Source organism: Ardenticatenales bacterium, assembly GCA_020634515.1.
GTDB lineage: Bacteria > Chloroflexota > Anaerolineae > Promineifilales > Promineifilaceae > JAGVTM01.
In genome coordinates this window covers 62,091-77,366 of sequence record JACKBL010000006.1, presented here as the reverse complement: position 1 = coordinate 77,366, position 15,276 = coordinate 62,091, and the positions used below count along the sequence as shown (strand labels likewise).

Genomic DNA, 15,276 nt, shown 5'->3' with positions numbered 1-15,276 from the left:
AGATTGACCCAATCTTTCGTGGAATGGTCGCAAGTATAGCACAGGTTCAGTACGTAACTGTCTAGTAACTATTCACGTCTCCGAGAGATTGGACCAATTTTGTAGACATCAATAAGATTCAACCAGAGCAAATTGGTCCAATCTGGGCAGATGATCTGTATAGTCACACTGTCTAAACATAGCTTCCCCTTTTTAGATTGGTTCATTCTCGGAGAATGAACCAATCTTGGGCTACGTGAGCGTTGCGTAAGAGTTCGCGAGGGCGGGGGAAATTGGGCGGGTATGGGTGGGGGTTGTGGCTATAATGGCGTTTTGGTTGGGGTGGCTGTGCCGCTGCCGGCATTTTTCGTACACACCGGATAATCATGGCAAAATTGGCCGTCTTACGGATGCAATGAAACGACGCACCCTGTTCGCAATACTGGTTGGGGGATTGGTAATTGCCGGCATCATCGCCTGGCAACTCCCCACCATCCTCAAAGCCATCCCCAGCCGCTACGTCGCTCGCCTGCCCGAACCCATCCAGGCCCTCGGCGTGCGCGAACACGTCTCCGCCCTGCCCACCGTCGCCGTCGTCCAGGGCGCGGCGGAGCTCCTGGCGCAGCCCGTCGGCCTCCCCGCCCCCACAGAAACCCCACTGCCGCCCCCGCCCACGCTCACACCGCGACCGCTGGCGCAGTCCACCGCCACCCCGCTCCCGCCACCATCGCCTACCTCCATCCCCCCCACGCCCACCATCACGCCCACGCCTTTGCCGGCACAAGCGCGTATCTCTCCCGTCTATCACCAATTCCAAGACTGGAACAACTGCGGTCCCGCCACCCTGGCCATGGCCCTCAGCTACTTCAACATCGGCGTGAGCCAGTACGACGTGGCCCGCGTGGTCAAGCCCGACCCGGAAGACCGCAACGTGTCCCCCTGGGAGTTAGCCGCCTACGCGCACGATCAGCCCAACCTGGACGCGCGCTACCGCACCAACGGCACCCTGGACCAACTGCGGGCATTTATCGCCAACGGCATTCCCGTGATCATTGAACTCGGCCTCGACCCGCCCGGCGAATACGCCTGGATGGAGTGGTACGGCCACTATTTGCTCGTCGTCGCCTACGATGATGCCCGTGGGCAGGTTTGGGTGTATGATTCCTGGTTGGGAACCAGTGCCGTGCCCGGTGAGAACGGTGATCGCCAGGGGCGCACCATTCCCTACGATGTGTTGCAAACCTATTGGCGACAGTTTAACAACAACTACATCGCCCTCTACCGTCCCGAACAGGCGGAGACAGTGGCCCGCATCATGGGCGCGGACATGGACGACGCCGTCATGTGGCAAAGGGCACTGACGACGGTGCAATCGCTCCTCGGCGCCGACCCGCAAAATCCCTATCTCTGGTTTGACCTGGGGACGGTGTACAACGCGCTGGGCGAGTATGAGCGGGCGGCCACGGCTTTCGATCAGGCGCGCAATATCGGCCTGCCCTGGCGCATGTTGTGGTATCAATTTGGCCCGTATGAAGCCTACTATCAGGTTGGGCGTTATGCGGACGTGATTCTACTGGCGGACGTGACGCTGCAAGATCGCCCTTATTTCGAGGAAGCGTTTTACTACAAGGCGCTGGCGCAGCAGGCGTTGGGGCAGGCTGAGGAAGCCCGCCGCAATTTGCAACGCGCCGTCGCCTTCAACCCGAACTATCAACCCGCGCAGGTGGCGCTGGCGCAAATGACCGACGGTAACTGACCGACGCCCAGGTCCGAAATCGGGTTTTTTCCAACAGGATGACACGATGAGTCAAAAGACAAAGCGAATTATCATTTTATTAGCCCTGGCCCAAGCTGTGTTGGGGTTGGGGCTGCTGGCGCTGCCGCGCGTGGTGCAGGCGCTGCCGGGCAGCCTGACGGTGCGCTTGCAGGCGCGCGCGCCCATTTTGCGGCCGGTGTTTGATTTGGTGACGACGCCGCTGCCGGCATCTTTGCCCGTTCCCAGTGGCGCATTAGCCCAAAAAGGCCAGGTCGGGCTGCCCACGCTCGACTTCGCCAATCCCACCGCCACCACGCCCCCCACGCCCCCCACGCCCACCGCCGCGCCGGTCACGCCCGAACCCACCGCCGCCACGGCGGACGTCAACACCCCGGCCCCCACCACCATCCCCACCCCGGCCCCCACCGCCACGCCGACCCCCATCGCCATCCCCACGGAGACCGTCGTCCTGGCCGCCCAACCCCCCGCCAAAGCGTTGGAAGGGCTGAAAAACCGCCCGCAAAACTTCAACAACTGCGGCCCCGCCAACCTCTCCATGGTCCTCAATTTCTGGGGCGACCCCACGACACAGACAGAGGCCGCCGCCTACCTCAAGCCCAATCCCGAAGACCGCAACGTCAGCCCGTGGCAGATGGCGGACTACGTGAACGAACAGACCGGGCTGCGCTCCTCCGCCCACAGCAGCGGCACGATTGACCTCATCCGCACCTTTATCGCCAACGGCATCCCCGTAATCATTGAGAAGGGGTATGAGCCAAACGAGCGCGAGGGCTGGTACGGCCATTATCTCACCGTTTATGGCTACGACGAGGAGGCTCGCACACTTCGCAGCCAGGACACCTATCTTGGCCCCTGGGATGACAGCGGGCGCGAGGACACCTACGACGAAATCAACGCCGCCTGGGAGGAGTTCAACTACTCTTTCTTTGTCATTTACCAGCCGTACCAGGAAAATTTGGTGCAGGCGATCCTGGGCGACCTGAATGATCCCATCAAGATGTGGCAGAATGCGGCGCTGCGGGCGCAGGCAGCCATCGAAGCCAACCAGACGGACGCTTTCGCCTGGTTCAACCTGGGCACGAGTCTGACCCGCCTGGGCGAGCAAACGGGCACGCGCGACTATTACGAGCAGGGCGCGGCGGCGTTTGATCAATCCTTCATCCTGGGCATTCCCCCGCGTATGTTGTGGTACGAATTCCGCCCCTATATTGCCTACATGAAGGTGGGGCGCTACCAGGATATGCTGACGATGGCGGATACGACGCTGGAGACGACGGGGGGACGCAATGTCGAGGAAACGTATCTGTACAAGGGGCACGCGCTGGCGTTCTTGGGAGACATCAGTGGCGCGCGCGCGGCGTACCAGCAGGGTTTGAAGTTGAACGAGAATTCGTACCCGATTCAGTGGGCGCTGGATTCGCTGCCGTAGGTGTCGCACAGGTGGAATCCCGGCTGCTGCTGATTCGTCATGGTCCGTCGCGGGTGGTGCGGGAAATGCCGGCATCTCGCTGGACCCTCACCCCCACCGCCGAACCGATATGCGCCGCCTTTGCCCGCCGCCATCTGGCTCCCTACGCCCCCGCCCGCATCCTCACCAGCCACGAACCCAAAGCCATCCGCACCGGCGAGATCATGGCCGCCGTCCTGGACCTGCCCTGCGCCCCCGCCCCCGACCTGCACGAGCATCGGCGCGAAACCGCCCCCTGGTTTGATGAGGCCGCCGATTTCCAGGCGGCCATTGCCCGCCTCTTTGCCCATCCGCATGACGTGGTTTTTGGCGAAGAGTCCGCGGATCAGGCTCGTGTTCGGTTTGATGCCGGCATCGCCGCCCTCCTACGCCAATATCCCCACCAAACCCTGGCCATCGTCACGCACGGCACGGTCCTCTCCCTCTTCATCGCCGCGCACAACAACCTGGACCCGCTCCCATTCTGGCGCCAACTCACCATGCCCGCCTGCGCCGTTCTCTCCCTCCCCACCTTCGCCCTCCGGCAAACCATCACCGCGTAATTCAAAACGCCGACCTGTCCCCCACGGCTTCCCTTTTCCCCATGGAACAGGTCGAAAGCGCCGGACTCGCGTTCGTGAAGCGCCACCGCCTTTGGCAACGGCGCGCTTCCAATGGTATCAATTTGCCATGCCTCCGCGCCCAATTATGCCCGTTCCCACCCGGATTTCAGGCAAAAGGAGTGGCGCTCACGCCCGCCTCTGCGCTACAATAAGCTGAATAATTTGACAATTGTGCCCTTTTTCACATGATTGACCACCGTGCGACAAGCAGCACGGCATGCTCGACACATACAGCAACACCCACTTCCTTTCCACTTCTCCAATCCAAGAGAGGCGACCTGTTATGACCGAAGAAGAAAAACTGGCCGAATTTGAAGCCCGCATCGCCCGCGGCGAGAAGATTGAACCGGGCGACTGGATGCCGGATGAGTACCGCCGGCAGCTCATTCGCATGATCTCCCAGCACGCGCACAGCGAAGTGGTGGGCATGCTGCCGGAAGGCAAATGGATTCCGCACGCGCCCAGCCTGCGCCGCAAAATGGTCCTCATCGCCAAAGTGCAGGACGAGGGCGGCCACGGGCAGTACCTCTACCACGCGGCCGAGTCACTGGGCGTCACGCGGGAAGAGATGTTGGAGGCTTTGCTCACCGGCAAGGCCAAATACTCCAGCGTCTTCAACTACCCCACGCTGACATGGGCGGACATAGGCATGATTGGCTGGCTCGTGGATGGCGCGGCCATCAAGAATCAGACGATGTTGGCGCACGCCTCCTACGGCCCCTATTCGCGGGCGATGGTGCGCATTTGCGCGGAAGAGACGTTCCATTTCAAGCAAGGCAAGGAAATGATCGTCAAGTATGCACAAGGCACGCCCGCGCAGCGGCACATGGCCCAGGACGCGCTAAACCGCTGGTGGTGGCCCGCCTTGATGATGTTTGGCCCGCACGATACAGACTCCCCAAACACGCCCATGCTGGTGCGCTGGGGCGTCAAGACGAAAACGAACGATGAGCTGCGCGAGGAATTTGTGAACGAGATGGTTCCCGAATTTCTGGCGATTGGCCTCACCGTGCCCGATCCAGAGATGGTTTTTGACGAGGTAAGCGGGCATTGGATGCATGGCCCAATTGATTGGGATGAGTTCTGGCGGGTGGTGCGCGGCAATGGTCCGTGCAACGCGGAGCGGATGGCGGCGCGGCGCGCGGCGCATGAAGATGGCCTGTGGGTGCGGGAGGCGTTGGAGGCATATGCCCGTCGTCAGCAGGCGGAGAGAGTAACCGCATGAATGACACACAATGGCCTCGCTACGAGGTGTTTAAGCAAGACACGCCGGACAAACCGCACCAGGCGATTGGCTCCGTACACGCGCCGGACGCGGAGATGGCTCTGCAAAACGCGCGGGATGTGTTTGTACGCCGTCCCCGCTGCCACAGTCTTTGGGTGGCGCCCGCCGCCGCCATCCTCAGCCGCACGGCGGAGGAGTTGGCGGATGCGCCGCCGGAGAGTGAGGATGGCGGCGAGGCAGACCAACCCACGCAGACATTTTTGGTGTTTCGCAAGACGAGCCAGCGGCGTTCGATGACGTTTGTGGAGCATGTAGGGGAAGTAGAAGCGGTGACGCCGTTGGCGGCGCTGCGGCAGGCGGTGGCGCAGTTTACGGATGCGGCGGCGTTTGTGTGGTGGATAGTGCCGGCATCCGCCATTTCCCACAGCGACGATGCAGACATTGACAGCCTTTTCACCCCCGCATTTGACAAGACCTACCGCCATCAATCCGCCTACGGAACCGTCAGCCCTCTGCGGCAGAAGCGGCTGCATGGCGGAAGCCAACAGGAGGGAGACAATGACGATGGAGATGAATGATGCCCTGCGGCACACCCTATTGGCGAAACTGATCGCCCTGGGTGACGACGAACTAATCCTTGCCCACCGCGACGCCGAGTGGACCGGGCACGCCCCCATCCTGGAGGAAGACATCGCCCTGGCAAACATCGCCCAGGACGAACTGGGGCACGCCTCCCTCTACTACAACCTGGCCGGCGACCTCGACGGCTCCGACCCAGATACCCTGGCCTTCTTCCGCGATGCGCCCGAATTCCGCTGCACGCAGATCGTCGAGTTGCCCAAAGGAGACTGGGCCTTCACAATGCTGCGGCAATTCTTCTTCGACGCCTACGAATTCGCCTTCCTCACCGCCGCCGAGAGCAGCCGTTACACGCCACTGGCGCAAGCGGCGGCCAAGATTCGGCGCGAAGAAGTGTACCACTTGCGTCATGCGCAGACGTGGGTGGAGCGATTGGCTTTGGGCACGGCGGAATCGGCGCGTCGGATGCAGGTGGCGCTAGAAGCATTGTGGCCCTACGTAGACCAGCTTTTCCAGCCGCTGCCGGAGGAAGAGGCCCTTGTGCGAGCGGGTATTGTGCCGGCATTGAGCGGCGTCAAGCGAGATTGGGAGGGTATTGTACTGCCCCATTTGCAGCAGAGCGGTCTGCGTCTGCCACAAACGCTGGGCGCGCCCGCCCGTTCGCGTCACGAACACACGCCACATCTGGCGGACCTGCTCGCGGAAATGCAAATGGTCGCCCGCGCCGACCCGCAGGCGGAATGGTGATAGGGGGAGGAAACGGACGGGTTGGTAATTGATGGTTGTCAGTTGGTGGTACGGCATGGGAGTCCCGCTTTAGCGAAGGTTGCCGGCACGACGAACCTGTTAGAGTTGGTGGACGAAATGAAGAAGATGATGATGATGATGATTACGGAAGAAGCAGTCTGGGAAGCGGTATCGCGGGTGAAAGACCCGGAGATTCCGGTGGTTTCGCTGGTGGAAATGGGCATTGTGCGCGAGGTCAGCGTAGTGGATGAAGCAGTCGTCGTGACCATGACGCCCACTTTTTCCGGCTGCCCGGCGCTGGAAGTGATGCGGCGAGATGTACGGGATGCAGTGGTGGCGTTGGGCATAGCGGACGTGACCGTGGAAATGACGCTGGCTCCCGCCTGGACCAGCGATTGGATTACGGAGGAGGGGCGACGCAAGTTGAAGTCGTTTGGCCTGGCCCCGCCGCGCCGGCATGGGGGCAGCATGGCGGTGACGTTCTTTGAGCCGGTGGCCTGCCCCTATTGCGACTCGCTGAACACGACGTTGAAGAACAGCTTTGGCCCCACCCTCTGCCGCGCCATTTACTATTGTAACGATTGCCAGCAGCCGTTCGAGCAGTTCAAGCCGCTGTAGGCATGAGCGAGAAACCGGGTTTTCCCCAAGAACCCGGTTTCTCAGGTTTCTCAAATGTTGTCCGTGAATCTAAGTTTGTATGCGTTTATGGCGGGGTTGATTGATTATGCCGGCATTTTCCCTCCCGCCAACCTCCCCCTCAACGCAGCCCTCGCCAACTACGCCACCTACGTACGCCATCCCGACCGCTGGATGCTGGCCCGCTTCATCCTCCCCGCCGCCCGCCTGCGTCAGCTAACACCCGACCAGATAGCCCCGTTTGACGCCGACCATCCGTTGGCCCTCTCCCTGCTCGGCAGCGGCGGCGACGATTTCCTCGCCGGCGTGCGCGCCGACCTGGACGCGCTGGCGGCGCTGCGCCGGCAGTATGGCGCGCGCGTGACCGGCGACGCCTACGAAGTGCGCCTGCCCGCCGCCGCGGACCTATCCGGTTTGTTGACGGCCGTCGGCGCACCGCTGCAAGAAGCGGGACTACGCCCCTTCTACGAAATCCCCTTCGATGCCACCTGGGAGAGCCGCCTGCGCCCCACGGCCTGGCGCATCGCCACGCACAACAACCATTTTCGCGCGCAGGCGGGCTTCAAACTACGCTGCGGCGGCGTCACGGCGGATGCGTTCCCCGCCGTCACTCAGGTGGCGGCGGCGATTGTGGCTTGTCGAGATGCCGGCATTCCCCTTAAAGCCACCGCCGGCCTGCACCACCCCTTCCGCCACTTCAGCGCGGACGTAAACACCCACATGCACGGCTTCGTCAACCTGTTTGGCGCCGCCATCCTCGCCCACGTCTACCACCTGCGCGCCGACGAGATCGCCCCCATCCTGGCCGACGAAAACCCCGCCAACTTCACCTTCACCGACGCTCACTTCGCCTGGGGCGACCTCTCCGCCTCCGTCCTGGAGATCGACGCCCTGCGCGCCGCCACCCTCATCTCCTACGGCAGTTGCAGCTTCGACGAACCCCGCCAGGACTTGCAACAACACCTGTCCCCTTAACCATTCACCCATTCACCCATTTGATTATGTCTACAAAATCCTTCATCCCGGTCTCCCCCGAATCCCATTTTCCCATCCAAAACCTGCCCTACGGCGTGTTTCGGCCCGCCGCCGGTGGCCCGCCGCGCGTGGGCGTGGCGATTGGCGACGATGTGCTGGACCTGGCGCAGTTGGAGCGTTACGCCTTGCTGGAGACGGATTTCTTCAGCCAGCCCAGCCTGAATGCGTTCATGGCGGCGGGGCGTGAGACGTGGCTGGCGGTGCGCGCGACGTTGCGGCATCTGCTGGACGCGGAAACGCCGACGCTGCGCGATAACGCGGAATTGCGGTCGAAGCTGTTTTGGCGGCAGGCGGATGTGGTGATGGAAATGCCGGCACAAATCGGCGACTACACCGACTTCTACTCCTCCCGCGAACACGCCACCAACGTGGGCATCATGTTCCGTGGCCGCGAAAACGCCCTCATGCCCAACTGGCTGCACCTGCCCGTCGCCTACCACGGGCGCGCCAGCTCCATCATCCCCGGCGGCATAGACATCCACCGCCCCCACGGACAAACCATCCGCGACGGTGACGCCGCCCCCACCTTTGGCCCCAGCCGCTTGATGGATTTTGAACTGGAGATGGGCTTCTTCATCGGCCCCGGCAACGATCTGGGGCATCCCGTGCCCGTGCAAAACGCCGCCGACCACATCTTCGGCCTCGTCCTCGTCAACGACTGGAGCGCGCGCGACATCCAAAAATGGGAATACCAGCCGCTCGGCCCCTTCCTGGCGAAAAATCTGGCGACCTCCATCTCCCCCTGGGTGGTCACGCTGGACGCGCTGGAGCCGTTCCGCCGGCCCTCGCCACCACAGGACCCCGCACCGCTGCCCTACCTGCGCAGCGTGGGCGACTGGGCCTACGACATTCATCTGGAAGTGCATCTGCAAAGTGAACAGATGGCCGCGCCGCACCCCATCTGCCGCTCCAATTTCCGCTATCTTTACTGGAACATGTGCCAGCAGTTGGCGCACCACACCATCACGGGTTGCAACTTGCGCCCCGGCGACCTGCTGGCGTCGGGCACGATCAGCGGCCCCTCGCCCGATTCCTACGGCTCCATGCTGGAGTTGACCTGGCGCGGCAGTCAGCCGCTCGCCTTGCCCAATGGCGAGTCGCGCAAATTCCTGCAAGACGGCGATCGCGTCACGCTCACAGGTTGGGCGCAGGGGGACGGCTATCGCGTCGGCTTCGGCGAAGTGAGCGCCCGCCTGCTGCCGCCGCTGGCGGGGTGAGTGACGAGGCACTTTCGCCCATGAAAGGGCCTCGCCACTGACGATCTCACGCGGGAAAGCGTCGATTCATCGTTTCCCGGTAACGGCTAAGCCCGATTGGACCAATTTTCTCCGGTGAAATTGGTCCAATCTAGCTACGTTTCCCATTTGCTATTGGCCGTTTACTCCACGGTGACGGATTTGGCGAGGTTGCGCGGCTGGTCTACGTCGCAGCCGCGGCGGACGGCGATGTGGTAGCTGAGCAGTTGCAGGGGGATGACGTTGAGGATGGGGGCAAGGGAGGGGGGAGATGCCGGCACAAACACCACATCATCCACCTTATCCCCAATCGCCTCATCCCCCTCCGTGGCCAGGGCAATCACCCGCCCGCCGCGCGCCTTCGCCTGCTCAATCTGGCTCACCATCTTCTCGTACACCTGATCCTGCGTGGCAATCGCCACCACCGGCATATTCTCATCAATCAACGCAATCGGCCCATGCTTCATCTCGCCCGCCGCATACCCTTCGGCATGGATGTAGCTGATTTCCTTCAGTTTTAGCGCCCCTTCCAACGCAATCGGGAAATTGATCCCCCGCCCCAAGAAAAGAAAATGCTCCGGGCGGTGATAGCGGTTGGCTAACGCCTCATATTCGGCGTCGCGGTCCAGCACCCGTCCCGCCATATCCGGCAGGTGCGCCAGGTCATCCACCAGTTGCGCCAGCCGCGCGTCGGAGACCGTGCCGCGCAAATGCCCCAGGGCACAGGCCAGCAGATATTGGTCCACCAGCGAAGTCGTGAACGCCTTCGTGCTGGCGACGCCAATTTCTGGGCCGCTGTGCATGGCGATATAGCCATCCGCCAGGCGCATCGACTGGCTGCCGATGACGTTGACGATGGACCAGGAGATGGCTCCGCGCTGGCGCGCCAGTTCGCTGGCGGCGAGGGTGTCCGCCGTCTCGCCCGATTGGGTAATGGACAGCACCGCCGTGTGCGGATCGACAATCGGGTCGTAGTAGCGAAATTCGGAGGCGTAGGCCACTTCCGTGGGGACGCGGGCGATGGATTCCAGCAGGTATTTGCCCACCAACCCGGCGTAGTAACTGGTTCCGCAGGCGACAATGATGATCTTCTGCAGCCGCCGCGCCAGTTCCGCCGTCAGGTTCATTTCCGGCAGCGACACCCGCCCCTGCTCAAAATCAACCCGCCCGCGTAGCGTGTCGATCATGGCCCGCGGCTGTTCGAAGATTTCCTTCTGCATGAAGTGCTTGTACTCCCCCTTGATGGCGCTCACGGGGTCCCAGGAGATGGCGTGCAGTTCCGTACTCACCGTGTCGCCGCTGTCCACGTTTATCACCTGATAGCGGTCGCGGCGCACGATGGCCATCTGCCGATTCTCCAGGAAGACCATCTGCCGCGTCTGCTCCAGGATGGCGGGGATGTCGGAGGCGATAAACATCTCATCCGCGCCCACGCCCAGGGTGATGCCGCCGGCGTTGCCCAGGCGGGCGGCGATGAGCACGTCGGGCGTGTCTATGCTCATGACGACGACGGCATTGGCCCCTTTGAGTTGCCGCAGCGCGCCGCGCGTGGCCGTAACCAGGTCCTGCCCCGCCTCCAGGTGACGTTCGATAAGCTGGGCGATTACTTCGGTGTCCGTTTCTGATTGAAAGTGGATGCCTTCCGCTTCCAGTTCATCGCGCAGGGCGGCGAAGTTTTCCACGATGCCGTTGTGGACGAGGGTGACGCGCCCGCGCATGCTGGTGTGCGGGTGGGCGTTGCGCTGGCTGGGCGCGCCGTGGGTGGCCCAGCGGGTGTGTCCAATGCCGGCATGACCGGTCAGAGGATGATCTTCCAGCAGCGCGGCCAGGTTCTGCAGTTTGCCTACTTCTCGCTGCACGGAGACGCCGCCATTTTGGGAGAGAACGGCAATGCCGGCACTATCGTACCCGCGATACTCCAACCGTCGCAGCCCTTCCAGAATAATGTCGGGAGCCTGGCGCGGCCCCACATAGCCAACAATTCCACACATGATGACCTCCAACGTGAGGGGGGAAGGCGGCAGGCAGCGGGCAGGAAGCAGAAAGCTGCCTGGCGGCCTGGCCGGGTCTTCGTCCCCATAGGGGCGCGCAAGCGGGAGCCAGGGCAAAATGCCGCGGATGGGTCCGCTCACGAGCCGTTGTATTGAATTGTGTGCGAGATGGGTCGCGCCCCAATGGAGAAAAGGGAGGGCTAACCGTCAACGGAAAACCGTCAACGGGAAACGACTCCCACCACTGCCGCGCCCGCTGTGACCTGCCAGGGGTCTTTTGGGGCATGGCTTCGTCTGGAGCTGGACGTCAAGGTGTGGTCACCCTGGGAGGCACCCGCCGATCTAATCGCTTTTCAGCCGGAGTCATTTGCACTCCGGCCTTAATCTCACCTCGCGGTGAGAAACCTCCGCCGCGTCACCCCCGTTGTGGGGGCCTGGCGCTGTGGAACGCCCATCTATGCAATTGTAAATGCCGGCACTATGGCCGCTCTGGCAACTATTGGCGTGGATGGTAGCCCGTCAAATTGGTTTTGTCAAGCGACGATTAGCCTACTATCCCACGCGGGCTGAAACGGGATTCACTTTCCGTATGGTCGCGGAAATAGACCTTGAACACCACGTCACTCAGATGACTCCGTCGGCGGGCGGGCGGCGGCGCGGCGGCGGAGCACAATCAAGGCCAGGATCAAGCCTAATGTGAGGGCCACGGGGAGCAGCAGCCCACTACCCGAAGAAGATGGCGGCGCGGATGATGCCGGCATAGGCGTCGGCGTCGCCTGTCCCACGGCGGGCGGCAGCGTTGGTGGCAGAGACGTGGACACGGCGTCAGCAGCCGCGCGCTGCGTGAGCAAAAAGGCGACAACCGTCCGCAGTTGGTCCTCCGTCAGCCGCTGCCCATAATCCTGGGGCATGATGTTCGGCAAGCAACCACTGTTGGGGCAAACGGGCGCCAGGAAAGCGTTCGGCTCCAGAATGGACTGGCGAATGTAGTCGGCAGCGGAAAAGTCGGGAAGGCGGGCGGCCGCGTCTACGCCGATATTGGACAGATCAGGGCCGACTTTGTGCGCCTCGCCGATGTCGCCGATCTGGTGGCAACTTGTGCAGCCGGCATTGTTGATGATAGTGAGCGCGTCGCTACCTTCGATTTTGGTGGGCGTGGCCGTGGCCGCCGGCGTCGGCGGCACAACGCGCGTGGGCGTGGGCGGCATCTGGGCCAGTTCCTCCATCGTCGGCTCCGTCAGCGCCCCGCCCGGCTGCAGGCGCACCACCGCTTCGCAAGGGGACGTTTCCGGCGCGGGATCGGGCATGCACCACCAGGGACCGCCCTTCTTCGTCTTCAAAATAGGCACGTACCAGAAAATCGGATGCGTATTGACCAGGCTTTCGTCGTTCAACCATTGGCTGGGCGGCTGGAAGGTGTTCGCCGCGCCGGTGAGGATCGACCCTTCGCCTTCGCCCGCGTTGGCTTTTAGCACAAAAATGCGCGCCTCATCGACGCCAAAGGGGTCATTGCGCGTGGGATGCCAGCGGTAGGCGAGATCATCGGCGAGAATGGCCAGTTTTTCATCCAGCGGAGATGTGTTTTGATACAGGTCAAATTCCGTTTCTGTTTGCAACTGCGACCAGTCGCCATCCTGCCACAGCCACGCCTGCTCATCCGCCTGTCCATCCAGGTTCAGGTCGAGCCGCCAGGTGGGGCGGTAGGTGGAGGGGTCGTCGCAGCCGGGACCGTGGGAGATGAAGCGGGGTTCAAAGCCGCCATCGGCGTAGAACGTAATAATCTCCTCGTACCGGTAGCAGCAGATGCAGTTGGGCCAGTCGAACGGTTCCGTGAACAACTGGCGCACCTCAAAGCCATCGCCGAGGTCCGTCACCTGCGTGCCGAATTTGGGCGGGACGGATGCCTGGAAGCCGATTTCGTCCCGATAGCCGCCGGGCCAACTGGGATACCAGACTTCCACCTGGCCGATTTTGATGCTGGAGAAGATGGGCGCGCCGTTGTAGGTGGCGTCGCGGAAGTTGACGCCGTCGTGCGCCGTCATGTCCCAGCAGACGTCCCAGCCGTACTGCTCGTGGCAACCGTTGTCGAACAGGTTGCCCTGCGCGGCCAGAATGTCGTTGAGGGGCGGCTGGTAGGGGCGGTCGGCGCGGGCGCGGCTGTAGAAAGTGCGGGCGACCTGGCCGCGCTGCATGTTGACGAAGACGTGGAAGATGCGGCCGCTTTTGTCGGGGGCGTGGAAGGTGAGGTCGAGGCACCAGTCGGTGGCGCAGGCGTCGTCTTGCAGCCAGGCGGACATGGGAACCATGGCGATGTCCAGTTGGCTGAGGTCGCCGAGGATGGCGCGTACGCGGGCGTCGCTGTTGGCGATTTGCAGGGCGCGCTGGAAGGTGTACTCGCCGGCTCCGGGGCGGGCGGTGGGGTTGAGCCATTGGTCGAGGAGTTTACGGGTGTCGAGGTTGAGGAGGGCTTCGATGGTTCCGCCGTCGGTGTAGTTGTAGAGGGTGAGGAGGGCGCAGTTGTAATGCCGGCATCCATCTCCCCGCCAATCGCCACTTTCACCATAACTGAGCCGGACCGCGGAGACAAAATCAACCTGCTTCCCCGCCAGCAGCGACGCCAGCCCCGTGTCCGCCAGCGCCAGTTGGTACACGAACGACTGGTTCAGCGCCAGCCCATTGAGCGATTTCACGTCCAGAAACTGCGCCTTCGCGGCGGCAATGCCCACACGGCCATGATCGCGCGGGGAAAAAATGCCGGCAAGCACCACAATGACGCCTACCATTAGCAAGATGCGGAGCCAGCGACTCCTGACATTCGTAATTGATTCCTTCATTGGCTGCGACTTCGCATCCTCCAATTTCATCCAGTCCACCTTAACCATCTGCTGCACCGCCGGCATTCTGACGCTTTGCCACGCCGCGGCGGACACAGCAGAATCGTTCCCCACCCACAGAAAGGTCGGGGGGATTATAACACCAGCATGGCAAATGGGGGGGCGGCGAACGTGCCATCAAGCGCCCCGGGCAAAGGTTCACGATTTTCTCAGCTTGCGCGCAACTCGCCCAACGGCGCGCTTCTGGCTATACTACCGGGAAACGTAGATTGGTTCATTCTTTGAGAATGAACCAATCTCTTGTAGTTGCCTTTGCGAAGGAAAAACATGGAGAAAACATTTGTCATGCTGGGCGCGGGGTTGATGTTTCTGGCGGTGGCCGCCGGGGCGTTTGGCTCGCACGCGCTTGGGCCGTATTTTGATAAGAACCCGGACCTGGGGGCCATCTACGACACCGCTGTTCGTTACCACATGATTCATGCGCTGGCGCTGTTGGGGGTGGCCTGGGCGAGTACGCGCTGGCCGGGTGGGTTGGTGAACGGATCGGGGTGGCTGCTTTTTGCCGGCATTCTCATCTTCTCCGGCACCCTTTACGCACTCAGCCTTACCGGAATCCGCTGGCTGGGCGCCATCACCCCCATCGGCGGCGTGGCCTTCCTCTCCGGTTGGCTCTGCCTCCTCCTGGCCGCCTGGCGCGGCTAGAGCACGTTGGCGAGCGGCGAGTCTGCGCGTGCTTTCGCCCCCACCCCCTCACCCCACTTAACACATTATGAGATTTTTCAATCGCATCCCCCAAATTACTCCCCCTGAACTGGCGCGGCGGCGCGCGGCAGGCGACGCGCTCGTGCTGCTGGATGTGCGCGAACCGATGGAACTCCGTTACGCGAGTCTGGGCGACGGCGTGGAACTGGCCCCGCTCAGTCGGCTGGCGGCGTTGGGCATTCAGGCATTGCCGGCATCCGTCGTCAACGACAAAACGGCGGAAATCGTCGTCATCTGCCACCACGGCAACCGCAGCGCCCAGGTGACCACGTGGCTACAGCAGCAAGGGTGGACCAACGTCCTCAACCTGACCGGCGGCATTGATGCGTATGCGCGGCAAGTTGATCCGTCCGTCGGGTCGTATTAGATGACCCAAGTTGCCACCTTGCTCGTTGTCATTCCGAGT

The 15,276-nt window shown here is 62.4% G+C and carries 13 protein-coding genes; 11 read left to right on the top strand and 2 right to left on the bottom strand.

Going from position 1 to position 15,276, the window contains the following annotated elements; genetic code table 11:
• Positions 1-394: 394 nt before the first annotated feature.
• The 9 genes from H6650_16235 to fahA all read left to right on the top strand — a co-directional run bounded on the left by H6650_16235 (position 395) and on the right by fahA (position 9,265).
• Positions 395-1,735, top strand: coding sequence for a C39 family peptidase (locus tag H6650_16235; protein MCB8953556.1), 1,341 nt, complete (start codon positions 395-397; stop codon positions 1,733-1,735).
• 46 nt (positions 1,736-1,781) lie between these two features.
• The gene (locus tag H6650_16230) at positions 1,782-3,185 is read left to right on the top strand and encodes a C39 family peptidase (protein ID MCB8953555.1); all 1,404 of its coding nucleotides are present in this window, start codon (positions 1,782-1,784) and stop codon (positions 3,183-3,185) included.
• Positions 3,186-3,196: 11 nt separating this feature from the next.
• Positions 3,197-3,766 (top strand): histidine phosphatase family protein, encoded by a 570-nt coding sequence (locus H6650_16225; GenBank protein MCB8953554.1) that lies wholly within the window; start codon positions 3,197-3,199, stop codon positions 3,764-3,766.
• Positions 3,767-4,109: 343 nt separating this feature from the next.
• On the top strand, positions 4,110-5,051 hold the full coding sequence (gene paaA, locus H6650_16220) for a 1,2-phenylacetyl-CoA epoxidase subunit A (protein MCB8953553.1): 942 nt from the start codon (positions 4,110-4,112) through the stop codon (positions 5,049-5,051).
• Complete coding sequence (locus H6650_16215; protein MCB8953552.1) at positions 5,048-5,629, top strand: phenylacetic acid degradation protein; 582 nt, start codon at positions 5,048-5,050, stop codon at positions 5,627-5,629. The genes paaA and H6650_16215 overlap by 4 nt, the downstream gene beginning before the upstream one ends.
• Positions 5,622-6,377: a phenylacetate-CoA oxygenase subunit PaaC gene (gene paaC / locus H6650_16210; protein ID MCB8953551.1), complete on the top strand. Its 756-nt coding sequence runs from the start codon at positions 5,622-5,624 to the stop codon at positions 6,375-6,377. Before H6650_16215 ends, paaC begins: the two co-directional genes overlap by 8 nt.
• Before the next feature lie 135 nt (positions 6,378-6,512).
• A complete protein-coding gene (paaJ, locus tag H6650_16205; GenBank protein MCB8953550.1) occupies positions 6,513-6,995 on the top strand; it encodes a phenylacetate-CoA oxygenase subunit PaaJ in 483 nt (160 codons plus the stop codon).
• Positions 6,996-7,049: 54 nt separating this feature from the next.
• On the top strand, positions 7,050-7,988 hold the full coding sequence (locus tag H6650_16200) for a hypothetical protein (GenBank protein ID MCB8953549.1): 939 nt from the start codon (positions 7,050-7,052) through the stop codon (positions 7,986-7,988).
• A 26-nt stretch (positions 7,989-8,014) separates the two neighbouring features.
• Positions 8,015-9,265 carry a fumarylacetoacetase gene (gene fahA, locus H6650_16195; GenBank protein ID MCB8953548.1) on the top strand — a complete coding sequence of 417 codons (1,251 nt, stop codon included), beginning with the start codon at positions 8,015-8,017 and terminating at the stop codon, positions 9,263-9,265.
• Positions 9,266-9,426: 161 nt separating this feature from the next.
• Here fahA and glmS read toward each other — a convergent pair whose 3' ends face one another.
• Positions 9,427-11,274, bottom strand: coding sequence for a glutamine--fructose-6-phosphate transaminase (isomerizing) (gene glmS / locus H6650_16190; protein MCB8953547.1), 1,848 nt, complete (start codon positions 11,272-11,274; stop codon positions 9,427-9,429).
• A 620-nt stretch (positions 11,275-11,894) separates the two neighbouring features.
• A complete protein-coding gene (locus H6650_16185; GenBank protein MCB8953546.1) occupies positions 11,895-14,204 on the bottom strand; it encodes a c-type cytochrome in 2,310 nt (769 codons plus the stop codon).
• A 231-nt stretch (positions 14,205-14,435) separates the two neighbouring features.
• On the opposite strand from H6650_16185, the gene H6650_16180 reads away from it, so the two are divergent.
• Both H6650_16180 and H6650_16175 read left to right on the top strand, forming a co-directional pair.
• Positions 14,436-14,810 carry a DUF423 domain-containing protein gene (locus tag H6650_16180; GenBank protein MCB8953545.1) on the top strand — a complete coding sequence of 125 codons (375 nt, stop codon included), beginning with the start codon at positions 14,436-14,438 and terminating at the stop codon, positions 14,808-14,810.
• A 67-nt stretch (positions 14,811-14,877) separates the two neighbouring features.
• A complete protein-coding gene (locus H6650_16175) occupies positions 14,878-15,237 on the top strand; it encodes a hypothetical protein (protein MCB8953544.1) in 360 nt (119 codons plus the stop codon).
• The last annotated feature ends 39 nt before the right edge of the window (positions 15,238-15,276 follow it).

What these genes read in the sequence shown, in the direction of transcription:
- H6650_16235 (MCB8953556.1), top strand. Translation starts at nt 395, where the DNA reads ATGAAACGACGCACCCTGTTCGCAATACTGGTTGGGGGATTGGTAATT.
- H6650_16230 (MCB8953555.1), top strand. Translation starts at nt 1,782, where the DNA reads ATGAGTCAAAAGACAAAGCGAATTATCATTTTATTAGCCCTGGCCCAA.
- paaA (MCB8953553.1), top strand. Translation starts at nt 4,110, where the DNA reads ATGACCGAAGAAGAAAAACTGGCCGAATTTGAAGCCCGCATCGCCCGC.
- H6650_16215 (MCB8953552.1), top strand. Translation starts at nt 5,048, where the DNA reads ATGAATGACACACAATGGCCTCGCTACGAGGTGTTTAAGCAAGACACG.
- paaC (MCB8953551.1), top strand. Translation starts at nt 5,622, where the DNA reads ATGAATGATGCCCTGCGGCACACCCTATTGGCGAAACTGATCGCCCTG.
- paaJ (MCB8953550.1), top strand. Translation starts at nt 6,513, where the DNA reads ATGATGATTACGGAAGAAGCAGTCTGGGAAGCGGTATCGCGGGTGAAA.
- H6650_16200 (MCB8953549.1), top strand. Translation starts at nt 7,050, where the DNA reads ATGTTGTCCGTGAATCTAAGTTTGTATGCGTTTATGGCGGGGTTGATT.
- fahA (MCB8953548.1), top strand. Translation starts at nt 8,015, where the DNA reads ATGTCTACAAAATCCTTCATCCCGGTCTCCCCCGAATCCCATTTTCCC.
- glmS (MCB8953547.1), bottom strand. Translation starts at nt 11,274, where the DNA reads ATGTGTGGAATTGTTGGCTATGTGGGGCCGCGCCAGGCTCCCGACATT.
- H6650_16180 (MCB8953545.1), top strand. Translation starts at nt 14,436, where the DNA reads ATGGAGAAAACATTTGTCATGCTGGGCGCGGGGTTGATGTTTCTGGCG.
- H6650_16175 (MCB8953544.1), top strand. Translation starts at nt 14,878, where the DNA reads ATGAGATTTTTCAATCGCATCCCCCAAATTACTCCCCCTGAACTGGCG.